The following is a 23484-nucleotide window of genomic DNA, read 5'->3' as shown; positions in this document are numbered from 1 at the left end:
TTGCCGTCAGCCGCCCTCGGCGAAGCGTGTTTTCCAGGTGGGGAGCGTATCGCCGGGGGCGGGGGTCGCCGCATGGACGCCGCGCGCGATCGCGCGGGCCATGACGGCGGCGGCTTGCGCGCCGGCCTCCACCGTCTCGGCGAGCGGGTTCGTTAGCGGGCGTTTGCCCGTCGACAGGGCGAAGACCAGATCCCCGTCCAGCGGGGTATGCGCCGGCCACAGGGCCCGGGCGAAGCCGTCATGCGCCATCACCGCCAGCCGTTTCAGCGCCGACTTGTCGAGATCGAGATCGGTGGCGATGACCGCGATGGTCGTATTGGCGCCCTCCGTCATCGCGTCGAGCTTGGTGCGTATGGTGGCGCAGTCCGGCGTCCACGCGGGCAGGCCGAGCCCGCCGAACTCCCCGTCGCGCTCGAAGGGCGCGGCCCAGAAGTGGGGTCCGTCGCCCATGATCGGGCTGCCGAGCGCATTGACGGCAACCAGCGCGCCGAGCGTCGCGCCGCTCGACAGCCGCACGGAGGCCGAGCCGAGCCCGCCCTTGAGGGTGGCCGTCGTCGCGCCGAGGCCGGCGCCCGCCGTCCCGATCTCGAAATTCTCCGCGGCGGCGCGCACGGCGGCGCGGCCGAGCGCGGCATAGGGGTTGGTCTCGCCCCACTCCTTGTCGCCGCCGTTCAGCAGATCGAAGAGGATCGCGGCCGGCACGATCGGCACGCGGACGTCGCCGACGGCGAAGCCGCGCCCGTGTGCCGCCAATTCCATTTGCGCGCCGGAGCCCGCGTCGAGGCCGAAGGCGGAGCCGCCCGACAGCACCAGCGCGTCGACCTGCTGCACGGTGAAACCCGGATCGAGCAGGGCCGCCTCGCGCGTGCCGGGCGCCCCGCCCTGGATCGCCACCGAGGCGGTGACCGGCGCGTCGGGCAGAACCACGGTCACGCCAGACTTGAGCCGCGTGTCGCCCGCGTTGCCGACCCTGAGGCCGGGCACGTCGGTGAGCAGATTGCGCAAGGCGGGCATGGCGCGTCAGATGCGGTGATAGGCGCGGTCGAGATAGATCAGCGCCGGCCCGCGCTCGCCGAGCGCGATGTCGACGATCTCGCCGAAGATCACGGAATGCGTGCCGATCTCGGAAATTTCCGTCACCCGGCAGTCGACGGTGACGCGCGCGCCGGCAAGCGCCGGGGCGCCGGTGGTCAGCTTCGTCCAATCCGCCATGGCGAAGCGGTCGTCGAGCGGCAGGTCGCCCTTGCCGGCGAAGGCGTTGGACAGCTCTTCCGCGTCCGCCGGGAGCGTGTTGATGGCGAACAGGCCGTTGGCCTTGATGAGGGCGTTGATGCGGGCCCGCCGGTTGACGCAGACGAGCACCGTGGGTGGTGCGTCCGACACCGAGGTGACGGCGGACACGGTGGTGCCGCAGCGTCCGCCCGGGCCGTCGGTGGTGGCGATATGCACCGCCGTGCCGAGGCGGCTCATCGCCTCGCGAAAGGATTCTGCGTCCACGCGGGGCTCCTTCCAGCGACTTCCGTCGCTCATCGCCAGCCGTGCGGCAAGGCTGTTCATCATTCGGTCCTTTCACGGCCCGTCCAAAAGGTCAGGCACCGGGTGCGTGCCGCGCCAGCGAGACCGGGGCGTCGTCTTTGGGCAGTCGGTTCACGCTCGCCATCGGTAACGCTAACGAGGCTTCGTTTCAAATACGTTGCTCAGTCCGCGCGGTTCAGTCGAAGCGACGGACCGGGCCGTGCAGGCGCTCATATGTCGGACGGCGGCGCGCCGGCAACCCCAGCGCGTTCACCTTAACGGGCGAATCTTCCGCCCGCCCCGTTCAGTCGCCGTCCGGTCTTGCGTAAACTCTTCGTTAAAGATCGAAGGGGGAGTGCGGGATGGGCCGGCTTGTCTGGGGAATGGTCGCGCTGTATCTGGCGATCGGGATCGCCTTGTGGTCGGCACCCGTCTTTGCGTCGCCGGAGGTGGTGCATTTCGCCGACGCGCGCGTCGCGCCCGGCACCATCCTGGTCAAGAACCGGGAACGCCGGCTCTATCTCGTCCAGCGCGGCGGCACCGCGCTGCGCTACCCCGTTGCTGTCGGCAAGCGCGGCAAGGCCTGGGTCGGACGGACCTATATCAATGGCATGCATGTGCGTCCCGCCTGGTCGCCGCCGGCGGCCGTGAAGCGCGATCTGCCGCATTTGCCCGACGTGATCCCCGGCGGCGCGCCGAACAACCCGATGGGCGTCGCCGCGATGACGCTGGCCGGCGGCGAATATGCGATCCACGGCACCAACCGGCCGGGCCTCATCGGCCGCGCCGTGTCCTACGGCTGCATTCGCATGCGCAACTCCGATATCGCCGATCTCTTCCGCCGGGTGCGGGTGAACACGCCGGTGATCGTCGTCAACTGACGCAAGGTCGCGCCCCGCCCGGCGCCACATGGGCCGGTTACGGGTTCCTGCGGATTATAATGTTCATACTTTCGAATATTATTTCGTACGATTTGAACGGAGTTATCCCATGTTGTCACTCTCCAGGCGAAGCTGGTCGCCCTATGTGGCCGGCGTGATCATCGGCCTGCTGCAGATCCCGGCCTTTCTGCTCGTCGACACCGCGCTCGGCGCGTCGTCCTCCTTCGTCACGGCGGGCGGCTGGCTCGCCGCCCTCGTCGATCCGGCCGCGTCCGAGATCGCCTATTTCTCCAAGTACATGGTGTCGGAAAAATACTTCTGGCAGTCGGCGCTGGTCGCCGGCATCGCGCTGGGCGCGTGGCTGTCGTCCAGCGTGTCCGGCTCGCGTCGCGCGGGCTTTTCGCCGGCCTGGACGCGGATGACCGGGGTCACGTCGCTGGCCGGCCGCATGGCCTGGGGGTTTGCCGGCGGCTTCGTGCTTCTGCTCGGCGCGCGCATTGCCGGAGGCTGCACGTCCGGACACGGCATCTCCGGCATGGCGCAGCTTGCCGTCGGGTCGACGGTCGCCGTTGCGGCGATGTTCGCCGGCGGCATCCTGACCGCCGCCCTGTTCAAGAAGGTTTGAGGAGACACACGATGTCGATTGCCTGGCTCGTCCTGCTCGGCCTGACCATGGGCCTCGTCTTCGGCGTGGCGCTGGAGAAGAGCCGCGTGATGGAACCCGGCGTTCTCGTCGGCCAGTTCCAGTTCCGCAACTTCACCATGCTGAAGATGTTTCTCGCCGCCACCATCACGGGGCTGGTGGCGCTGGCGGTGCTGAACGGCGCGTTCGGGGTCGCCTTGCATCCCAAGACCTTCGCGCTCGGTCCCGTCCTCGTCGGCGGGCTGATCCTGGGGGTGGGCATCGCGCTCGCCGGCGCGTGCCCCGGCACCGCGCTCGCGCAGGCCGGAGCCGGCTATCGCGACGCCTGGGCGGTGATCGCCGGCGGTATCGGCGGCGCGATTGTCTTCGGCTATTTCAAGGCGCCCATCGACGCCGCGCTCGACTGGGGCTCCTTCGGCAAGATCACCTTCGCCGATCTTCTGCCGGTGCCCTTCTGGGCGCTGGCGCTGGGCTTTGCGGCCGTGCTCGCCGTCGGTCTCGCGGTGCTGGAGCGGCTGGTGCCCTGGCAGGCGGACATGGACAAGGCCGAGGACATGCTCGGCGATCCCTCCCGTTCCGATGGCGGTGCGCGCCCCGCGCCGGCGGAATAGGAGACGTCGGGTCCGATCCACCCGAACGTGCGCGGCTCCGGTCGGTCTCCGGCCGGAGCCGTCTGCGTTGCGGCGCGTCCCGTCGCCTTGCGTCCGCGTACAGTCTCTTTCGCGCGTGCGGCCCCTTGTGCGCAGGCGCGCCGCGCCGCACGCTTGCCGCGTGACGGCGACACATGACGGAGGGCAGGCGATGCTGGGTGCGCTGACGGTCATTTTGAGCTGCCAGCTGATCGGCGAGATCCTGGTGGCGGCGAGCGGGGCGCCGGTGCCGGGGCCGGTGGTCGGCATGGTGCTGCTGTTCGCCGGGCTGATGGTGCGCGGACGCATCCCGGACGCACTCGCCCGGGTCGGCGACGCGCTGCTCACCAATCTCGCCCTGCTGTTCGTGCCGGCCGGCGTCGGGGTCGTGCTGCATCTCGGGCTGCTGGGGCGCGAGGGGCTGGCGATCACGGTGTCGCTGCTGGTCTCGACACTCGTCACCATCGCCGTCACGGCGCTCGTCATGCGCTGGAGCTTGCGCGGGGACGGCGGTCCGACCGATGTCTCGGTCGAGCCCGCGAAAGACGAGGACCGGTGATGGAGGCGCCGCTTGCCGACGTCTGGGTCTATCTCTCCGCGAGCCCGCTCGCCGCGCTGACCTTCACGCTGATCGCCTATCAGATCGGGCTCGCGCTTGCTCGCCGCGCGCGCCTGCATCCGCTGGTCAATCCGGTGCTGATCGCGGTGGCGCTCATCGCCGGGCTGTTGATCGCGACGGATACGCCCTATGAGACCTATTTCGACGGGGCGCAATTCGTGCATTTCCTGCTTGGCCCCGCGACCGTGGCGCTGGCAATCCCGCTCTACCGCCAGTTCGACAAGGTGCGGCGCTCCGCCTTCGCGATTCTCGCAAGCCTGCTGACGGGATCGGTGACGGCGGCGGCGTCAGCGGTCGGCCTCGCGGCACTCTTCGAGGCCGCGCCGGAAACGCTTGCCTCGCTCGCGCCGAAATCGGTGACGGCACCGGTCGCCATGGGCATCTCCGATGCGCTGGGCGGGCTGCCTTCGCTGACCGCCGTTCTTGTGATCCTGACCGGCATCCTGGGGGCCGCGCTCGGCCCGCTGGTGCTCGATCTCGTGCGGGTGCGCGACTGGCGGGCACGCGGCTTCGCAATCGGCGTCGCGGCCCATGGCATCGGGACCGCGCGGGCCTTGCAGGTCAACGAGACCGCCGGCGCCTTTTCAGGGCTTGCCATGGGGCTCAACGCGCTGGCGACCGCGCTGCTGCTGCCGCTGCTCTGGCGCCTCGTCTTCTGACGGCGCAGAACTCCGGGTGCCGTCAGGGGCAGTCGTTGTCGCGCACGTAGCGCGCCTTGACGTAGCCATCGATGACCGCATTGCCGTTGGAATGCGTCACCGGGCACCAGCGCTGCCCCCAGGGCCGGGACGTCGGGATGCAAGGGCCCCGCAGGGCGATGATGCCGTGGCGGCCGGGCGGCAGGCGGTCGACGATGGCCGAGCGCGCCGAGGCGCCGGCGCGCATGTTCAAGACATCGCCTTGCGCGACATTGACCACGCGCAGGCAGCCGGGGCCGCTGGTGGCGCCGGCGGGGGGCGCCGCGCCGGCAAGGAGAAGGGCGGCGAGCGCCAGAGGGGCGACCGCGAAAGAGGGGCGAACCGGAGATTTCATCGATGGAGTCCTGTCGGGGTTTCTTCTTCCCCGGTATCCTTGGCGCAGATCGTGGCGGCCGCGGGGCAGCCGGGCGCGCTCAGGCGCCGGCGGCCCGCAACCATGTGCGCGGATCGACCTCCGGGCGCCGCCTGGTCGTTCCCGACAGGGCCTGGCAGAGGTCGGCGACCGCATCGAGGGAATGCACCGCTCGGAACTCGTCGACATGCGGCAGCATCGCGCGCACGCCCTTGGCGCGGGCCTCGAAGCCCTCGAAGCGCAGGAGCGGATTGAGCCAGATCAGCCGCCGGCAGGACCGGTGCAGCCGGTCCATCTCGCGCGCCAGATCCTCGTCGGTGTCGCGTTCGAGCCCGTCGGTGACCAAGAGCACGATGGGGCCGCCCGACAGGACACGCCGCGACCAGTCCCGGTTGAAGGCATGCAGCGCGGTCGCGATCCGGGTTCCGCCCGACCAGTCCTCGACGCCCTCGCTGCAGGCGATCAGCGCCTCGTCCGGGTCCTTCATCCGCAACTGGCGGGTGACATTGGTCAGCCGCGTGCCGAACAGGAAGGTGTGGACGTTGCGCCGCTCCTCGGTCAGTGCATGAAAGAAATGCAGCAGGATGCGTGTGTATTGGCTCATCGAGCCTGAGATGTCGCACAGCGCGACGACCGGAGGGCGGCGCAGGTCCGGCTTTCGGTGACGCAGGTCGATCATCGCGCCGCCGGTGCGCATGGAGGCGCGCAGCGTGCGGCGCGGGTCGACCCGTCCGCGCGCAGCGGCGATCAGACGGCGCCGGCGGATCTTCTCCATCGGCAGAACCATGCGCCGCAGCGCCTCCTTCGCGGCACGGATCTCGTCCGCGTCCATCTGCGCGAAGTCCTTGGTCTGCAACACCTCCCGGCCCGACACGGTGAAGCGCGCGTCGATCTCCAGTTCCTCGCGCTCGGTCTCGGCCTCGCGTTGGCGGGTCGCCTGAAACGCCTGGGCGACGCGGGTCTGTCCGGCCTTGGGCTTTTGCGGGTCGGAGCGCGCCGGGGCGACCGGCGAGAGGATCGACAGGAGCTTTTCGACAAGCCCGCGCGATTTCCAGTAGATGCGAAACGCCTCGTCGAAGACCGCGCGATGCTCGCGCTTGCGCACGAAGACGGCATGCAGCGTCCAGTAAAGATCCTCGCGGCTCCGGATCCCGGCGATTTCCACCGCCTCGACCGCATCCACGACGCTCGCCGGCCCCACCGGCATCCCGGCGCGGCGCAGGGTGCGGGCGAAATGCACGATGTTGTCGGCGATGCGCCCGCGCCGGTCGTCCTCGCCCGTCGGGCCGTCCGGGGGCGCGCCGCCGTGGTGTGTGCCGTCGGTCTCGCGCATGGGCGTCAGACCGCCGCCGCCTGTTCGCGGTCGAGATCCTGGCGGATCTCGTCGACGATCTGCCGGGCCTTCGAGCCGCGCACGCGCTCGATGTCGTCCTGATACTTGAGCAGCACGCCGAGCGTGTCGGAGACCATGTCGGGGTCGAGCGCGATCTCGTTCAGCTCGGTCAGGGCGGTTGCCCAGTCGAGCGTTTCGGCGACGCCGGGCTGCTTGAACAGCTCCTCGTCGGCGCGCAGCTTCTGCACGAAGGCCACCACCTCGCGGGCGAGGCGTTCGTCGGCGCCCGGCACCTTGCGGCGCACGATTTCCAGTTCGCGGGCGGCGTCGGGATAATCGACCCAGTGGTAGAGACAGCGCCGCTTCAGCGCGTCGTGGATCTCGCGGGTGCGGTTGGTGGTGATGATCACGATCGGCGGCGCCTCGGCGCGGATCGTGCCGAGCTCGGGGATCGTCACCTGATTGTCGGCAAGCACCTCCAGCAGGAAGGCCTCGAAAGCCTCGTCGGCGCGGTCGAGCTCGTCGATCAGGAACACCGGCGGGCCGGCGAGCGAGGGCTGGAGCGCCTGCAGGACGGGACGCTTGATGAGAAAACGGTCGTCGAAGACGGACTTCGACAATTCCGCGTGGTCCATGTCGCCGGCCGCCTCGCTGACGCGGATTTCCACCATCTGGGCGGCGAAATTCCATTCGTAGACAGCGGTGGAGACGTCCAGCCCCTCATAGCACTGCAGGCGGATGAGATCGCGGCCGAGCGCCGCCGACAGCACCTTGGCGATCTCCGTCTTGCCGACGCCGGCCTCGCCTTCCAGGAACAGCGGGCGCTTCAGTTTCAACGCAAGATGCAGCACCGTGGCGAGCGCGCGGTCGCCGACGTAGCCCTGGCTCTCCAGGAGGGACAGCGTGTCGTCGATGGAGGCGGGCATCGTCTTTTCGGCCGGGTGGGGCGTGTCGGAGGGGGTCTGCGAGGTCATCGGATCTCCCTGATCGCTCGCGCGGGGCGGCGCAAGCGCCCGCGTCGTCGTGTTCTCGGAGGGCATCCTAACCGCCCGGCGGGCCGCTTGTCAGGTGGACCATAGAGCCATAGAGCCATAGGGGCGCAAGGCGACGCGGGGACTCGCGACCCGGGCAGAGCCTGTGACCATTTACGATACGTTAACCATGTCGGGCGGAGCATGATTGTGCGAGGGGGCAAGTGGAGGATCCTGTCATGACGACATCGGACTTCAAGCGTCAGCTCGACGGCTACGGTCTCCTGACCGCGCAGATCCTGTATCACCTTCCCGACCATCCGAAGCTCCTGCAGAGCTTTCTGTGGCAGACCTTCGACAAGGCGCCCGATTTTCCCGAACTCACGCGGTTTCTTCATTTCTGGGAGCGCGATATCGAGGGGCGGCTGCATTCGGTCACCGTCTCGCACCGCGATCTGATCGGGCCGACCGACTGGCGTCTGCTCGAGGCGAACCCCGTGCTGCATTGAGTCGCGCGGGGTCTTGCGCCGGGCGCCGGGCCGGCCGGGTCAGCGGCCCGGCAGGTCGAGCCCGGCCCCCTCGCGCATGACGGCGCGGGCCTCAGCCGTGAACTCGGAGCCCGCGCCGTCGTGCAGCACGAAGCCGGGCAGCAGCCGCAGGGGCGCGCGGCTTGCGCGGATCGCGCGCACGATCACGCGGGTCGCCGCCGCCTCGGCCCGGGGTCGGAGCGGGATCACGTCGAGCGCGCCGAAGCGGCCGGGCAGCACCTCGAGGATCTCGCCGAGCCCGTCGGCGCGGAAGATCAGCGTCAGCGATCCGCCCACGCGCAGGAGATCGGCGGCCGTGCGCGCCCAGGGCTCGAGCCCGCGCGCGTCGAGCACATGGGCACTGGCGCGCGCCGCCGCCGGCGAAGTGCGCACCTGCCCGTCGGCATAATAGGGCGGGTTCATGATCACGTGATCGGCGAGACCCGGCGTCAGCCCGGCGGCATGGCGGTCACGGCCCTTGCCGGTCACATCGGCGGCGAGCAAGGCGATGCGCCCGGCAAACCGCATGTTTTCGGGCAGGGCAAGGGCGGCGCGGGCGAGATCGAGGGCCGACTCGTCGCGATCCACCAGCGTCACGCGGATCTGCGGCAGGCGCGCGGCGAGACAGAAGCCGGCCGTGCCCACGCCGGATCCGAGATCGACCACATGGCCCGTCGCGGTCGCCGGCACGGCGGCGGCGAGATAGACGGCATCGAGCCCCGCGCGATGCCCGCCGCGCGCGGGCTGCAACACCTGCACCCGGCCGCCGAGAAAGGCATCCTGCGTGATCTCGCCCGCGGGCGGGGTCCCGTCAGTGGCGTCCTCCGCGACGCTGCCCGTCGCGAGCCTGTCAATCACGAGGTCTGCCCGCCCTTGGCGGCATCGTCGGAGAGTTCCTTCTCAAGGCCGGCCTCGACGAGCACGCGTCGGGCGGCGGCGAGATCCTCGTCCTCGATCATCACGCGGCGGGCAAGGATGCCGATCGAGCCTTCCATCATGCTCATGTTGGAATCCAGCACGAGGTGGGGAATGCCGGCGTCGCCGAGCAGGGCCTCGACAAAGGAAATCAGCACGGGGTCGTTGGTGCGCAGCAGGGGGAGCATGCTTGTCCTTCGCGTCCTTGTCCTTTGCGTCGGGCGGCTTCGCGCCACCATAGACGAAAGCGGCCCCCGGGGCGATGCCGCGATACAGCGGCGGCCAATGCGAAGCGGCGCCTTCAACAGTCGGTGCGGCGAAAGATGGCTTGCCCGAGCAAGGGGGCAGACCTATTGTCCCCGCGACATGAAAACAGGAAAGGCCTGACATCGTGGGCGCAGTCGTTCCCTTGCGTGAAAACCGGTCCGAGCCGGCGAGCATCCAGCACCTGGTCGATCTCACGAGCGCCGGAATGCAGGCGGTCAACGAGGTGATCCTGTCGAAGGCCGGCTCCAACGTGGAGCTGATCCCGGAAATCGCGCGCCACCTGATCTCTTCGGGCGGGAAGCGCCTGCGGCCGATGCTGACGCTGGCCACCGCCGAGATGTACGGCTATCGCGGCGAGGGCCATGTGGCGCTGGCGGCGAGCGTGGAGTTCATGCACACCGCGACGCTGCTGCACGACGATGTCGTCGACGAAAGCGACATGCGGCGCGGCAAGCTGGCCGCACGCAAGCTGTGGGGCAACCAGGCGAGCGTGCTCGTCGGCGACTATCTGCTCGGCCAGGCCTTCAAGATGATGGTCGACGTCGGCTCGCTGGAGGCGCTCGACATTCTCGCCAGCGCGTCGGCGGTGATCGCCGAGGGCGAGGTCATGCAGCTCGGCGCGGCGCAGGATATCACCACCACCGAAGAGCGCTACATGCAGGTGATCGAGGCCAAGACGGCGGCGCTCTTCGCGGCCGCCGCCGAGGTCGGACCCGTGCTGGCGGGCGCGGACGCGGAGGCCAAGCGGGCCGCGCGCGCCTACGGCATGGCGCTCGGTCTCGCCTTCCAGCTGGTCGACGATGCGCTCGATTACGGCGGCACCGCCAGCGATCTCGGCAAGGACATCGGCGACGACCTGCGCGAGGGCAAGATCACGCTGCCGGTCATTCTCGCCATCCGGCGCGGCAAGCCGGAGGATCTGGCGTTCTGGAAGCGCTGTCTGGAAGAGCGCGTCGTCGAAGAGGCCGATCTGGAAAAGGCGATCGCCCTGATGCACGACACCGAGGCACTCGCCGACACGGTGACCCGGGCGCGCGGCTTCGGCGAGGAGGCGAAGGCGGCGCTTGAAACCCTGCCCGCCGGGCCCCACCGCGACGCGCTCGCCGAGGCGGTCGACTTCTGCATCTCGCGGGTGAGCTGAGGCCGGTTTTCCACCGGCAGGCGACCGGGAGACCCCACGGCCCAAATGGGCCGTGCCGCAGGGCACGCCGGCGCTTCGCTCGGGCGACGTGGGAGTTTGTCGCGGCCTGTCGCCTCCCCCGCCCGCGTCATCCCGCACGCAGGCGCAGCCGGAGATGCGGGATCGGGGAGGCACGGCGGCTTTGTCGACTTTTCGCGTTGACGCGGCCGCTCCGGGTCTAAGCGGCCCTTCCGGGGCTCTCCGATCCCGGGTCGCGCTGACGCTTGCCCGGGATGACGGCGGAGGGGAGAGGGGGCGCCCGGCGTTCTCGGAATGATCCCTTCGTGCCTGTGGTCCAGACCCCATTCGCCCATGCATTTGCAGGCGAGCAGCCTGCCGCACGCCGGCGCTTCCATCCGGCGACGTGGGAGTTTGTCGCGGCCTGTCGCCTCCCCCGCCCGCGTCATCCCGCACGTAGGCGCAGCCGGAGATGCGGGATCGGGGAGGCACGGCGGCTTTGTCGACTTTTCGCGTTGGCGCAGCCGCTCCGGGTCTAAGCGGCCCTTCCGGGGCTCTCCGATCGCGGGTCGCGGCTGCGCCTTGCCCGGGATTGTTCGTTTGAAGGAGTGTTAGAGTGGGGGCGGTCTCCCGGCCCATAGATTGCCGGGAGACCGGTGGCAGGCGACCGTTCCGGGATTGGGTTTCCACCCGTCGTCATCAGGGTCCCTGCCGCTTCCTTTTCCCGCTTGGAGAGTTGATGGGGCCTCTGGCTGTCACCACGCCCGCGAACAATCCGAAGCCTGATCAGGATACCACCGCCATGGCTTTTCTGGAACATGCCCCACCCCATGTCGTCGGCATCGATGTCTCGAAGCAGACGCTGGCCGTCTCCGCCTGTCGCGGCAATGCGGCGCGCAGCGTCGCCAACACGACCCGCGCGATCCGCAAGCTCGTCGCCGGCCTGCCTTCCGGCACGCTGGTCGTCTGCGAGCCGACCGGCGGATATGAACGCCTGCTGCTGGTTGAACTCAGGGCCGCAGGGGTCCCCTGCCACCGGGCCGACACCTTGAAGGTCAAGGCTTTCGCACGCTCCTTCGGACGCCTGGCCAAGACCGACGCGATCGACGCCGGTCTGCTCGCCGCCTACGGGCAGGAGCGCTGGCAGCGCCTGTCGCTGCATCAGCCAAGCGGAGACACACAGGCCAGGCTGGCCGCGCTCGTGGCCCGTAGGCAGGATCTCATGGCGATCCGGGTCGCCGAGCTCAATCGGGCCAAGTCTCCGGGCTGCGCGTTGATTGCCTCTTCCTGCAAGGCGCTCCTGCGGACGCTGGACCGGCAACTGGCGGCGCTCGATACAGCCATCGACGCGCTGTGCGTCCGCTGCAGACTGCTTGCCCGGCGCATCGCTCTTTACCGCAGCCTTCCGGGCGTGGGGCCGCGAACCGCCATCGCACTCGCCGCCACCATGCCCGAACTGGGGACGATGACCGGCAAGCAGGCCGCCTCTCTCGCTGGCCTTGCTCCGCACCCCAGAGACAGCGGGACACTCCGGGGCTACAGAAAGACCCGCGGCGGACGCCCGCAGATCCGCTCCCTCCTGTTCATGGCCGCCCTTGGCGCGGCACGCAGCAAGGGCCCGTTAAAGCCCTTCTATCAACGACTTGTCGAAAACGGAAAGAAGAAGCTCGTCGCTCTCACGGCCGTCATGAGAAAGATCGTCGTCATCCTAAATGCACGCATGAGAGACGAACTCAACGCAATGAGTTGATGACGACGCAGCGTGGGACGGGGCGCCCTGCGCTCTCGGAGTGATCCCTTCGTGCCTGTGGTCCAGACCCCATTCGCCCATGCATTTGCAGGCGAGCAGCCCGCCGCACGCCGGCGCTTCCATCGGGCGACGTGGGAGTTTGTCGCAGCCTGTCGCCTCCCCCCGCCCGCGTCATCCCGCACGCAGGCGCAGCCGGAGATGCGGGATCGGGGAGGCTCGGTGGCTTTGTCGACTTTTCGCGTTGACGCGGCCGCTCCGGGTCTAAGCGGCCCTTCCGGGGCTCTCCGATCCCGGGTCGCGCTGACGCTTGCCCGGGATGACGACGCAGCGTGGGACGGGGCGCCCTGCGCTCTCGGAGTGATCCCTTCGCGCCTGTGGTCCAGACCCCATTCGCCCATGCATTTGCAGGCGAGCAGCCCGCCGCACGCCGGCGCTTCCATTGGGCGGCTTGGGGGGGACGACGCTTGTCGCTTCCCCGCCCGCGTCATCCCGCACGCAGGCGCAGCCGGAGATGCGGGATCGGGGAGGCACTGTGGCTTTGTCGACTTTTCGCGTTGACGCGGCCGCTCCGGGTCTAAGCGGCCTTTCCGGGGCTCTCCGATCCCGGGTCGCGCTGACGCTTGCCCGGGATGACGGCGGAGAGCGGGGGCGGGTCGCCCGGCGCTCTCGGAGTGATCCCTTCGCGCCTGTAGCTCAGATACCGCTCAGCCCATGCGTTCGGAGGCGAAGCTGCCCGGGCTTGCGGGGAAGACCACCGTCTTGTTGCCGTTGAGGAACACGCGCCGGTGGATATGGGCGTGGATGGCGCGGGCGAGCACCTGGCTTTCCACGTCGCGGCCGAGCGAGATGTAGTCCTCCGGCGACTGCGCGTGGGTCACCCGGACCGTGTCCTGCTCGATGATCGGCCCCTCGTCGAGATCGGTGGTGACATAGTGGGACGTCGCGCCGATCAGCTTCACGCCGCGCTCGAAGGCCTGCTTGTAGGGATTGGCGCCCTTGAAGCTCGGCAGGAACGAGTGGTGAATGTTGATGATGCGGCCCGACATGGCGGCGCACATCTGCTCCGACAGCACCTGCATGTAGCGCGCCAGCACGATCAGCTCGGCGCCGGTTTCCTCGATGATGGCCATCTGCCGGGCCTCGGCCTCGGCCTTGTTGGCCTTTGTCACCTTGATGTAGTGGAAGGGAATGTCGTGGTTCACCACGACTTTCTGGTAGTCGAGGTGGTTCGAGACGACGCCGACGATGTCGATCGGCAGGGCGCCGATGCGCCAGCGGTAGAGCAGGTCGTTGAGACAATGGCCGAAGCGCGAGACCATGATCAGGACCTTCATCCGCGCCGATTCGTCGAAGAAGGTGTAGTCCATGTCGAGGCTCTTCGCGCGCTCGGCGAAGCCGTCCTGAAGCCCGTCGAGCGTCGCGCCGGTCTCGGAATTGAAGCTGACCCGCATGAAGAAGCGGCCCGTCTCCTTGTCGTCGAACTGGGCGGCGTCGGTGATGTTGCAGCCGTTGTCGGCCAGATAGGACGAGATCGCGGCGACGATCCCGCGCCGGGAGGCGCAGGTGACGGTAAGAGCGAAGGCGGTCATCGACGGTTTCCCCGGTTCGCGACTGTCATGATTGCAGGATGCTCGAATGCAGGATGGTGCCCGGCCGTCGCGGTCGGGCGTCGTGGTCTCGACGCCGGCGGCCGGACGGCTTGCAAGTCTTGGCATTCGTCGCAGGCCGTACCACCGTGGAAACCGGCGCGAAACAGAAAAATCCCGACCTGAGACGCGCAAAATGCAGCGACGGACGGGCGACGCAGCGGCAGGCCTGCGTGGCAGGCACTTCGGAAGAGGCGCCGCTGCGACGGCTGGGCGCCTCAGCGGGACGGCGGCGCGACGGCCGCGACCGGCGCGGCGGCGATCCACCAGTCCGCATGCGCGCTCCGCAGCCGCGTCTCTCCCGCCTGCGCGGCGGCGAGATCGTCGAACAGGGCGAAGCAGGTCGCGCCGGAGCCGGACATGCGCGCGACGCGCACGGCATCGAGGCCCTCAAGCGCCGACAGCACCGTGCCGATCTCCGGCGCGAGCGCAAGTGCTGCCGCCTGAAGGTCGTTGCGCGTGCCGCCAAGCCAGGACCACAGCGCCTCGCGGCTGGCGAAACCGGCGTCGTCGATGGCGGGAAGCGGGGCATTGTCGCGCCTCTCCAGCGCCTTGAAGACGGCGGGCGTCGACACGGCGACGCCGGGATTGACCAGCAGCACGGCATGCGCGGGGAAGGGGCTGAGCGGGCTCAGCACCTCGCCGATGCCGGAGGCGCGCACCGGCCGGGAGGCCAGGCACATCGGCACGTCGGCGCCGAGCTCCAGGGCAAGCGCCGCGAGGTCGTCGTCCGCGAGATCCGGCTGCCAAAGGTCGCGCAGCAACATCAGGGCGGCCGCCGCATCGGCCGAGCCGCCGCCGATGCCGGATGCGACGGGCAGGGTTTTCTTGAGATCGAGGGCGACATCGGGCGTCTCGCGTCCCAGATGCGCCGCCAGACGGCGGGCGGCCTTCCAGACGAGATTGTCGTCCGTCGGGCCGGCTGCCTCGAGGGCGGCGGCGAAACGGCCGCTCACTGCCAGACCGGGCGCCGGGGCGGGGCGCAGCGCAAGCCGGTCGCCGATGGCCGGGAAGGCGGCGAGCGTGTCGATCAGGTGGTAGCCGTCGTCGCGCCGCCCGGTGACATGCAGGGCGTAGTTGATCTTGGCGCGGGCAAGACGCGCGGGAACACCGGCGGACCCGGAAGACGCGGGCAGGGACATGTCGTCGATCTCAGCCGCCGTTTTGCGCCGGGTCCGTGGCGGCGGCCGGCGTGCCGTTCTCCTCGGGCAGACCGTTTTCGATCTTCTCGAGGATCTTCGGCAGTTCCTCCGGCTCCGGATCGAGATCGCGGGCATGATTCCACTGGAAGCGGGCCTCGATCCGACGTCCCACCTTCCAGTAGGCATCGCCGAGGTGATCGTTGATGATCGGATCCTCGGGGCGCAGTTCCACGGCCCGTTCCAGCTCCCGCACGGCTTCCTCGTAGCGGCCGAGCCGGTAGTAGGCCCAGCCGAGGCTGTCGACGATGTAGCCGTCGCGCGGGCGCAGATCGACGGCCTTGCGGATCATGTCGAGCGCCTCGGGCAGCTTCAGGCCCCGGTCGACCAGCGAATAGCCCAGATAGTTGAGGACCAGCGGCTGCTCCGCCGACAGCGCCAGCGACTGCCGGAAATCGGCTTCCGCCGGCCCCCAGTTCTTCAGCCGCTCGCGGCAGATGCCCCGGTAGTAGTAGAGCGGCCAGTGCTCTTCCGCGGGCGCGTCGATGGTCGCGATGCCGCGGCTGTAGACCTCTTCGGCCTCCTCGAACAGCTTGTGCGAGCGCAGCACGTTGCCGAGCGCGGTGATCGCGTCCAGGTCGCTCGGGTCGCTTTCCACGAGCGCTTCCAGATGCGCGCGGGACTCCTCGAGGTTTTCCAGCGCGTTGTAATTGATGCCGATCTGGATTTCCGCGTCGCGCTTCAGGGGCGAGGTGTCGGAAATGCCCTCCAGCACCTGGATCGAGCGGTCGAACTTGCCGAGCTGATCGAACAGCCCGGCCAGCGCGATGGCCGCCACGTCGGCATCGCGGTCGAGGTGCAGCGACAGCTGGAGGAAGACGGCCGCCAGTTCCTCGCCGCCGTCGCGGGCAAGGGCCGCGCCCAGCCCGTAGAGGACCTCCGCCGCCCCGCTCACCGGATCGCGGGCGACGGTGCCGAGTTCCGCGCCGGAGGCGATGGCCTCGCGCGTCGCGAGGATCATCGGATGTCCGCGCAGCAAGGTGTTGTAGTCGTCGAGCACCTTGAGCGCCGCGTCGCGCTCGCCGAGGCGGGCCAGCACCCGCGCATAGGCATCCGTGACCCTGAGCGCGCCGGGGTCTGCCTCCGTCGCGATGGCCAGATTGTCGCGCGCGGCCTCCAGCCGGCCGGCGTGATCCTGGATTAGGGCCGAGTGATAGGCCATGAAGACCGTGTACCAGTCCGGGCCGTCGAGGGCTGCGATCGTGTCGAGGGCGAGATCCGTCTCGGCCTTGGCCTCCAGCGCCCAGGCGGCGACCAGCCCGGAGGCAAGCGCCGCGAGCGGGCCGCGCCCCTCGTTCTCGAGATATTCGCGGGCGGCGGCGGCGCGGTTGTCGCGCAGCGCCTCGGCCGCGACCATCAGGCGCGCCAGGAAATGATCGGGCTGTTCGGCGAACAGCCGCTCGGCAAGGGTGAGGGCGTCGGCCAGATCGCCGTTGGCGAGTTTCAGCACGAAGGTCCGGTCGAGCAGGAACGGGTTGCCCGGGTCCTGGTCCAGCGCCTCGCCGAAAAAGGCGGCGGCATTGGCGAGATCCCGGGACTGACCGGCGAGCCGTCCGGAGAGATAGCTGCCGCTGAGCGTGATCGGGAGCCCGGCCTCCGTGCCGGTCGGCTGGCTGGCGATCTCGGCCGAGGCGGGGGTCGCGGCCGGCAGCGTCGTTGCGAGCGTCATCGCGATGGCGAGCACCGCCGCGACAGGGCCGCGCGCGGATCCGTGCAGCGGCGTGGAGCGGGGCGGGGGAGTGGAGCGGGATCGGATCATGATGTCGGTCTTGGGTCCCCGGATCTTGCTGATGGCGACACGAGTCACGCGCCTCACTTGTCGAGCCGAGCATGGCGGTATTGTGTCCGCGCCGCAAGCGACGCTCCGTCACTGTGCCGCAAAGTGCGCCGGGGTGGCCGCGCACCGTGCCGCAGAGTGCGCCGGTGGCCGCGCACCGTGCCGCAGGGTGCGCCGGTGGCCGCGCCGCTCGCCGTGCCCGTTTCGTCCTGCGAGATATGGTGCGCAACCCGTCCGCGACAACGAGATGCGGGCTTCGCCTTGCGGAAAACCCTTTGTTTCATGCACTGCATCATTTAAGGGGGGAACGTCCGGGACGGGACGGCCCCGACCGGACTGTGGCGTGCTGGCGCGGCACGCGGGCGGACGGGCCCGCGATGCGGCGCCGAGAAAGGGATGTGCGGGCAATGACCAAATGGGTCTACGGTTTCGGTGACGGCAAGGCCGAGGGAACCGCCGAGATGCGGAACCTTCTGGGCGGCAAGGGCGCGAATCTGGCCGAGATGTGCAATCTCGGGCTGCCGGTGCCACCGGGCTTCACGATCACGACCGAGGTCTGCACCTATTTCGATGCGCACGACAAGACCTATCCCGAGGGGCTGAGCGAGCAGGTCGACGCGGCGCTGGAGGCGGTCGCCGCCATCACCGGCAAGCGGTTCGGGGATCTCGACAATCCGCTGCTCGTCTCGGTGCGCTCGGGCGCGCGCGTGTCGATGCCGGGCATGATGGACACCGTCCTCAACCTCGGCCTCAACGACGCCACCGTGCCGGCGCTCGCCAAGGCCTCCGGTGATCCGCGCTTCGCTTACGACAGCTACCGCCGCTTCATCCAGATGTACGCCGATGTGGTGATGGGGCTCGACCATCACGCCTTCGAGGAAATCCTGGAGGCCTACAAGAGCGAGAAGGGGCACACGCTCGACACGGATCTGTCGGCGGACGAGTGGACGGTTCTGATCGCGCGCTACAAGGCGCTGGTCGAGGAAGAGCTGGACACGCCCTTCCCGCAGGATCCGCACGAGCAGCTCTGGGGCGCGATCAGCGCCGTGTTCCGCTCCTGGGAGAGCGCGCGGGCGATCACCTATCGCCGGCTGCACGACATCCCCAACGACTGGGGCACGGCGGTCAACGTGCAGGCCATGGTGTTCGGCAACATGGGCACGGATTCGGCCACCGGCGTCGCCTTCACGCGCAATCCCTCCACCGGCGAGAAGGCGCTCTACGGCGAGTTCCTGATCAACGCGCAGGGCGAGGACGTGGTCGCGGGCATCCGCACGCCGCAGGACATCACCGAAGCCGCGCGCATCGCCGCCGGGTCCGACGCGATGTCGCTGGAAACGGCGATGCCGGAGGCCTTCGCCCAGTTCCAGGAGATCTGCGCCCGTCTCGAGGGCCATTATCGCGACATGCAGGACCTGGAGTTCACCATCGAGCGCGGCCGCCTGTGGATGCTTCAGACGCGTTCGGGCAAGCGCACGGCGCGCGCCGCCCTCAAGATCGCCGTCGACATGGCCGACGAGGGCCTGATCACGCCGGAGGAGGCGGTGATGCGCGTCGATCCGGCCGCCCTCGACCAGCTTCTCCACCCGATGATCGATCCCAAGGCGGAGCGCGACGTGCTCGCCAGCGGTCTGCCGGCCTCGCCGGGCGCGGCCTCGGGCGAGATCGTGTTCTCCTCCGACGAGGCCGAGGAAGCGCGCGGCGCCGGCCGGCCGGTGATCCTGGTGCGCGTCGAGACCAGCCCGGAGGACATCCACGGCATGCATGCCGCGGAAGGCATCCTGACCACGCGCGGCGGCATGACCAGCCACGCGGCGGTGGTGGCGCGGGGCATGGGCAAACCCTGTGTGTCGGGTGCCGGATCGCTGCGCATCGACTACCGCGCGGGCACGCTCACCGTGGCCGGGCGGCGTCTGTCGAAGGGCGAGCGCATCACCATCGACGGCACCAGCGGGCAGGTGCTGGTCGGCGAGGTGCCGATGCTGCAGCCGGAGATGTCCGGCGAGTTCGCCCGGCTGATGGAATGGGCCGACGCGCGGCGGCGCATGGCGGTGCGCACCAACGCCGAAACGCCGGCCGACGCGCGCGCCGCGCGCGAGTTCGGCGCCGAGGGCATCGGCCTGTGCCGCACCGAGCACATGTTCTTCGACGGCGAGCGCATCCTGGCGGTGCGCGAGATGATCCTCTCCGACAGCGAGGACGGCCGGCGTGCCGCCCTCGACAAGCTGCTGCCGATGCAGCGCGGCGATTTCGCCGAGCTGTTCGAGATCATGCAGGGCCTCCCCGTCACCATCCGCCTGCTCGACCCGCCGCTGCACGAGTTCCTGCCGCACACCGACGAGGAAATCGCCGAGGTGGCGTCCGCGATGCAGGTGTCCGTCGAGCGGCTGCGCGAGCGCGCGCTGGAGCTGCGCGAGTTCAACCCGATGCTCGGGCATCGCGGCTGTCGGCTGCTGGTCTCCTATCCGGAGATCGCGGAAATGCAGGCGCGCGCCATCTTCGAGGGCGCGGTCGCGGCCGCCAAGGCGACCGGCGCGCCGGTCACGCCGGAGATCATGGTGCCGCTCGTCGGCATGAAGGCGGAGCTCGATCTGGTGCGCGCGCGCATCGACGCCATGGCGGAGATGGTGGCGCGCGAGACCGGCACCGCCGTCGCCTATCAGGTGGGCACGATGATCGAGCTGCCGCGCGCCGCCCTGCGCGCGGCCGAGATCGCGGAATCGGCGGAGTTCTTCTCCTTCGGGACGAACGACCTGACGCAGACGACCTTCGGCATCTCGCGCGATGACGCGGCCTCCTTCCTCGGCAGCTACCAGCGCCTCGGGGTGGTGGAGCGCGATCCCTTCGTCACGCTCGACCGCGATGGCGTCGGAGAACTGGTCGAGATCGGCGCCAATCGCGGGCGCTCGGTGCGTGCGGATCTCAAGCTCGGCATCTGCGGCGAGCATGGCGGCGATCCGGCCTCCATTGCCTTTTGCGAGTCGCTCGGGCTCGACTATGTGTCGTGCTCGCCCTTCCGCGTGCCGATCGCGCGGCTGGCGGCGGCGCAATCCGCTTTGTCGCGGGCGCGCGAGGCGCGCGACGCGGCCGAATGATCCGCCGTCCGGACACCGTCGAGGCCCTGCGCGCGGGCGGCAAGGCAGCCCTGACCCGCGCCCTCACGGCGGTCGAGACCGAGACCGACCAACAGGCGCTGGCGCGCTTTCTGGACGCGGCCGAGGGCGCGGCGCGCGCCCGCGTGCTCGGTCTCACCGGGCCGCCGGGCGTGGGCAAGTCGACGCTGACCAATGCGCTGATCAAGGCCTTTCGGGCCCGTGGCGAGACCGTCGGCGTGATCGCCGTCGATCCCTCGTCGCAGATCACCGGCGGCGCGCTGCTCGGCGACCGCACGCGGCTCAGCACCGATCCTGAGGACACAGGCGTCTTCGTGCGCTCCATGGCCGCGCGGGACCGTCTCGGCGGGCTGTCGGATCACGCCATCGCCGGCGTCGTGCTGATGCGCGCGGTGATGGACCGGGTGATCGTGGAATCGGTCGGCATCGGCCAGTCGGAGGCGGATGTCGTCCATGCCGTCGACACGCTGGCCCTGTGCATCCAGCCCGGATCCGGCGACAGCCTTCAGTTCATGAAGGCGGGCGTGATGGAACTGCCCGATCTCGTCGCCGTCACCAAGGCCGACATGGGCGCGCTCGCCCGCCGTGCGCGGGCGGATGTGGAAGGGGCACTTTCGCTGTCGCGCCCCGCCGGCGCGGGGCCCTTGCCCGAGGTGCTGCTGGTGTCGGCCGCGAGCGGGGAGGGGCTCGACGCCTTCGTCGCCGCCTGCGATACGCATCTCGATGCCGCGGAGGCCGACGGGCGATGCGCGAGGCGCCGGCGCGCCCAGGCGCGCCATTGGGTGGATGACACGATCACCCGCCGCTTCGGCACGGTGGGACGGGCGCGCTGCGACGTGGAGCGGGCGATCGCGGAGACGTCGGGGCCCTTCGCGGCCATCGCCGCCCTGGATGCGGACATGCGCGCGCGTCTGGCGGCGGGACCGCGGCGCGCGGATGGCCGCGCGGAGGACGGCGGGGAGGTCTTCAGGCGCTGAGCTGGACGCCCCGCTCCTTCCGTGACTCGTGCCCCTCGAGCCGCGCGACAACGGCCGGCACCTCCCCGGGCGGAACGGGCCGCGACAGGTAGAAGCCCTGAAGCCGGTCGCAGTTGGTGCGCTGCAGGATCGCCGCCTGCTGGCGGGTCTCGATGCCCTCGGCGACCACCTTCATGCCGAGCGCCTCGCCCAGGTCGATGATCGTCGACAGGATCGCATGCGCATGCGGGGCGACCTCGAGGTCGGCGATGAAGCTGCGGTCGATCTTGAGCGTGTCGAAGGGGAAGCGGCGCAGGTAGCTCAGGCTCGAATAGCCGATGCCGAAGTCGTCGAGCGCGACGCGAATGCCGAGCTCCTGCACCTGCTGCAGCACCTGGAGGATGTCGACGTCGCTGTCGGCGAAGACGGTTTCCGTCACCTCGATCTCCAGCCTCCGCGGCTCGAACCCGCAGGCCGACAGCGTGTCGCGCAGATCCTCGATGAAGCGGGGATGGCGGAACTGGCTCGGCGAGACATTGACCGCCAGACCGAGCTCCGGCCAGGCTGCCGCGTCCCGGCAGGCCCGGCGCAGCACATAGAGGCCGACTTCGTTGATCAGGCCGATTTCCTCGGCGATGGGAATGAACACGCTGGGGCTGACGCTGCCCATCACCGGATCGTTCCAGCGCAGAAGCGCCTCCACGGAGAGCACCTTGACCCCGTCGATGGTGGTCTGGGGCTGATAGACCACGTCCAGCCGGTCGTGCGCGATGGCGTCGCGCAGGGCATGGGCGAGGTTCTCGCGCGTGCGCACGTGCTCTTCCATGCCCTCGTCGAAGAAGGCCCAGCGGCCGCGCCCGCCCGCCTTGGCGGAGTAGAGCGCGATATCGGCCTTGCGCAGCAGTTCTCCCATGGACAGGCTGTCGTCGGGCGCGATCGCCGCGCCGACGCTGAGACTGACGTGCAGATGCGTTCCGTTGACGAACATCGGCACCGAAAAGCGGTCCTGAAGGCGCTTGAGAATGTACTCCAGGGCGGCGCGCGACGCGCAATTCGGCAGCACCAGCGCGAATTCATCGCCCGAGATGCGCGCCAGCGTCGCGTTTTCCGGAACGAGCACGCGCAGCCGGCGCGCCGCCTCGCGGATCACGTCGTCGCCGGCCGCGTGGCCGAGCGTGTCGTTGATGTCCTTGAAGTGGTCCAGGTCGATGTAGAAGACGCCGATCAGGCCCTTGTTCTCGCTCCAGTCCGTCAGTTCCTCGCGAAAGCGGTTGGCGAAGAACTCGCGGTTGGCGAGCCCGGTGAGACTGTCGTGCAGGGCGGCGTGTTGCGCGCGTGCCTCGCTTTCCGCCAGGCGCCGCGTGTTCTGCCGGGTGTAGAAGAGCACGACGCCGGTGAGGCCGGCGATGGTCGCGGCCAGGAAGAACAGCATCGGCCCGACACCGGTCAGGATCTGCGTGCCCGGCGTGGTGGCGTTCCACGACAGCCAGCCGACCGGAACGCCGAGCGGCGACGACAGCGTGAGATGGGCGGAGGCGGGCGACGGGGCGCTGTCGACCCTCGCGCTCAGGCCCGTGACGCCGGCGCGGCTTTCCAGTGCCGCGAGCCGTTCGCCGGTGAGCTTCTTGACGCCGACCAGCACCGCCGGGGCGCGCCGCTCGGGCACGAACTGCTTGAGTTCGGGGGAGATCGCCGTGACCGCCACATAGGCCGGCACGCCGTCGACCGAGGCGAAGCCGGTCTCGTGGATCGACCGCGTGAACGCGTTGGCCGGGCGCTCGATCACATAGAGACCCGATGGCAGGCGGCGAAAGCTGGTGATGAAGCGCGCCCGGGTGCGCGCGATGAGCGGCCAGATGTCGGCCACCAGATCGCGCATCTGCTGCGGGTCGACGCTGCGCCCCTCAAGTGCCGCGTAGAGCGGTGCGCCGTCCTCGCCGACCACAACCACCGTGTCGTGACCGTGATTGGGATAGAGCCACTGGCCGAGATTCACGTCGAGCCAGTCGATGTTGAGGCTCAGCGGACGCGTGTAATAATCGGTGAGATCCCAGACGGCCGCGCCTTCCTGCTCCTTGGCCAGCAGTTCCAGTTGCAGGTGCGCGCTGTTGTCGAGCAGCTGGCGCTCGCTCTCCAGCGCCGCCCGGTCGGCGGACTGCGACGTGTAGGCGATCAGTGCGACCGAGAAGGCAATGGCAAGCAGCACCAGCCCCACGACCGGGAACAGGATCGCGTTTGCCAGTCGTGCGCCGTGGTCAGTCTTCGTCGCGACCATTCAAATCCCTCTTCAACCCGACCGAGGGTTGCACGATCCCTTTAATAAATGACATCGAAAACTAGTTAACCACCCTCAACCAAGGTGACCGTTTTCTTTTGATTCGCAAAGACCTGACGCTGGGTTACTTGGGCTGCGAGGCAGACCGGCGGCGTTGGTCGCGGCAGCGCTTCGAGCAGGTGCGCACCGCCTCCCAGTCGCGCGCCCACTTGCGCCGCCAGGCGAAGGGCCGGCCGCAGACCGCGCAGATCTTGCGAGGCAGGTCGCCCTTGCGGCGCAT

General features: G+C 69.4%; 22 protein-coding genes. 10 read left to right on the top strand and 12 right to left on the bottom strand.

Annotation, left to right across the window (positions count from 1 at the left end; all coding sequences use genetic code 11):
* Positions 1–6: 6 nt before the first annotated feature.
* Positions 7–1014 carry a P1 family peptidase gene (locus ABL312_RS11275; RefSeq protein ID WP_349357469.1) on the bottom strand — a complete coding sequence of 336 codons (1008 nt, stop codon included), beginning with the start codon at positions 1012–1014 and terminating at the stop codon, positions 7–9.
* Between the two features lie 6 nt (positions 1015–1020).
* On the bottom strand, positions 1021–1497 hold the full coding sequence (locus ABL312_RS11270; RefSeq protein WP_349357468.1) for a flavin reductase family protein: 477 nt from the start codon (positions 1495–1497) through the stop codon (positions 1021–1023).
* A 380-nt stretch (positions 1498–1877) separates the two neighbouring features.
* On the opposite strand from ABL312_RS11270, the gene ABL312_RS11265 reads away from it, so the two are divergent.
* The 5 genes from ABL312_RS11265 (at position 1878) to ABL312_RS11245 (ending at position 4946) form a co-directional block, all read left to right on the top strand.
* On the top strand, positions 1878–2396 hold the full coding sequence (locus ABL312_RS11265; RefSeq protein WP_374730121.1) for a L,D-transpeptidase: 519 nt from the start codon (positions 1878–1880) through the stop codon (positions 2394–2396).
* A 109-nt stretch (positions 2397–2505) separates the two neighbouring features.
* A complete protein-coding gene (locus tag ABL312_RS11260; RefSeq protein ID WP_349357467.1) occupies positions 2506–3021 on the top strand; it encodes a YeeE/YedE thiosulfate transporter family protein in 516 nt (171 codons plus the stop codon).
* Positions 3022–3032: 11 nt separating this feature from the next.
* A complete protein-coding gene (locus tag ABL312_RS11255; protein ID WP_349357466.1) occupies positions 3033–3650 on the top strand; it encodes a YeeE/YedE thiosulfate transporter family protein in 618 nt (205 codons plus the stop codon).
* Positions 3651–3840: 190 nt separating this feature from the next.
* Positions 3841–4227, top strand: coding sequence for a CidA/LrgA family protein (locus ABL312_RS11250; RefSeq protein WP_349357465.1), 387 nt, complete (start codon positions 3841–3843; stop codon positions 4225–4227).
* Entirely contained in the window at positions 4227–4946 is a 720-nt protein-coding gene (locus tag ABL312_RS11245; protein WP_349357464.1) for an LrgB family protein, read from the top strand. Before ABL312_RS11250 ends, ABL312_RS11245 begins: the two co-directional genes overlap by 1 nt.
* A 22-nt stretch (positions 4947–4968) precedes the next feature.
* Here the strand turns inward: ABL312_RS11245 and ABL312_RS11240 are convergent, their stop codons facing one another.
* The 3 genes from ABL312_RS11240 to ABL312_RS11230 form a co-directional block, all read right to left on the bottom strand.
* A complete protein-coding gene (locus ABL312_RS11240; protein WP_349357463.1) occupies positions 4969–5319 on the bottom strand; it encodes an SH3 domain-containing protein in 351 nt (116 codons plus the stop codon).
* Positions 5320–5398: 79 nt separating this feature from the next.
* Positions 5399–6670, bottom strand: a complete 1272-nt coding sequence (locus ABL312_RS11235; protein ID WP_349357462.1) for a VWA domain-containing protein — start codon at positions 6668–6670, stop codon at positions 5399–5401.
* Between the two features lie 5 nt (positions 6671–6675).
* Positions 6676–7644, bottom strand: a complete 969-nt coding sequence (locus tag ABL312_RS11230) for a MoxR family ATPase (protein ID WP_349357461.1) — start codon at positions 7642–7644, stop codon at positions 6676–6678.
* Positions 7645–7880: 236 nt separating this feature from the next.
* On the opposite strand from ABL312_RS11230, the gene ABL312_RS11225 reads away from it, so the two are divergent.
* Positions 7881–8150 (top strand): Usg family protein, encoded by a 270-nt coding sequence (locus tag ABL312_RS11225; RefSeq protein ID WP_349357460.1) that lies wholly within the window; start codon positions 7881–7883, stop codon positions 8148–8150.
* 39 nt (positions 8151–8189) lie between these two features.
* On the opposite strand, the gene ABL312_RS11220 is transcribed toward ABL312_RS11225, so the two are convergent.
* Together ABL312_RS11220 and ABL312_RS11215 are read right to left on the bottom strand one after the other, a co-directional pair.
* Positions 8190–9026: a methyltransferase gene (locus ABL312_RS11220; protein WP_349357459.1), complete on the bottom strand. Its 837-nt coding sequence runs from the start codon at positions 9024–9026 to the stop codon at positions 8190–8192.
* On the bottom strand, positions 9023–9271 hold the full coding sequence (locus ABL312_RS11215) for a DUF2007 domain-containing protein (protein ID WP_349357458.1): 249 nt from the start codon (positions 9269–9271) through the stop codon (positions 9023–9025). The genes ABL312_RS11220 and ABL312_RS11215 overlap by 4 nt, the downstream gene beginning before the upstream one ends.
* A gap of 203 nt (positions 9272–9474) precedes the next feature.
* On the opposite strand from ABL312_RS11215, the gene ABL312_RS11210 reads away from it, so the two are divergent.
* Entirely contained in the window at positions 9475–10491 is a 1017-nt protein-coding gene (locus tag ABL312_RS11210; protein ID WP_374730120.1) for a polyprenyl synthetase family protein, read from the top strand.
* Between the two features lie 799 nt (positions 10492–11290).
* Complete coding sequence (locus ABL312_RS11205; RefSeq protein WP_349357457.1) at positions 11291–12238, top strand: transposase; 948 nt, start codon at positions 11291–11293, stop codon at positions 12236–12238.
* A 704-nt stretch (positions 12239–12942) separates the two neighbouring features.
* On the opposite strand, the gene purU is transcribed toward ABL312_RS11205, so the two are convergent.
* The 3 genes from purU to ABL312_RS11190 form a co-directional block, all read right to left on the bottom strand.
* Positions 12943–13827 (bottom strand): formyltetrahydrofolate deformylase, encoded by an 885-nt coding sequence (gene purU / locus ABL312_RS11200; protein ID WP_349357456.1) that lies wholly within the window; start codon positions 13825–13827, stop codon positions 12943–12945.
* 275 nt (positions 13828–14102) lie between these two features.
* A complete protein-coding gene (locus ABL312_RS11195; RefSeq protein WP_349357455.1) occupies positions 14103–15026 on the bottom strand; it encodes a 4-(cytidine 5'-diphospho)-2-C-methyl-D-erythritol kinase in 924 nt (307 codons plus the stop codon).
* Between the two features lie 10 nt (positions 15027–15036).
* Complete coding sequence (locus tag ABL312_RS11190; protein ID WP_349357454.1) at positions 15037–16842, bottom strand: tetratricopeptide repeat protein; 1806 nt, start codon at positions 16840–16842, stop codon at positions 15037–15039.
* A 425-nt stretch (positions 16843–17267) separates the two neighbouring features.
* Here ABL312_RS11190 and ppdK point away from each other — a divergent pair, with 425 nt between their 5' ends.
* Positions 17268–19955: a pyruvate, phosphate dikinase gene (ppdK, locus tag ABL312_RS11185; RefSeq protein WP_349357453.1), complete on the top strand. Its 2688-nt coding sequence runs from the start codon at positions 17268–17270 to the stop codon at positions 19953–19955.
* The gene (locus ABL312_RS11180) at positions 19952–20950 is read left to right on the top strand and encodes a methylmalonyl Co-A mutase-associated GTPase MeaB (RefSeq protein ID WP_349357452.1); all 999 of its coding nucleotides are present in this window, start codon (positions 19952–19954) and stop codon (positions 20948–20950) included. Before ppdK ends, ABL312_RS11180 begins: the two co-directional genes overlap by 4 nt.
* Here the strand turns inward: ABL312_RS11180 and ABL312_RS11175 are convergent.
* Entirely contained in the window at positions 20940–23204 is a 2265-nt protein-coding gene (locus ABL312_RS11175) for a bifunctional diguanylate cyclase/phosphodiesterase (RefSeq protein WP_349357451.1), read from the bottom strand. The two genes, ABL312_RS11180 and ABL312_RS11175, sit on opposite strands and share 11 nt — an antisense overlap.
* 124 nt (positions 23205–23328) lie before the next feature.
* Positions 23329–23484, bottom strand: a complete 156-nt coding sequence (locus ABL312_RS11170; RefSeq protein WP_349361392.1) for a DUF2256 domain-containing protein — start codon at positions 23482–23484, stop codon at positions 23329–23331.

The organism is Stappia sp., from assembly GCF_040110915.1.
Classification (GTDB): Bacteria; Pseudomonadota; Alphaproteobacteria; order Rhizobiales; family Stappiaceae; genus Stappia.
Note: the sequence above shows the minus strand (reverse complement) of the source record. Positions and strands in the feature narration are given on the sequence as shown.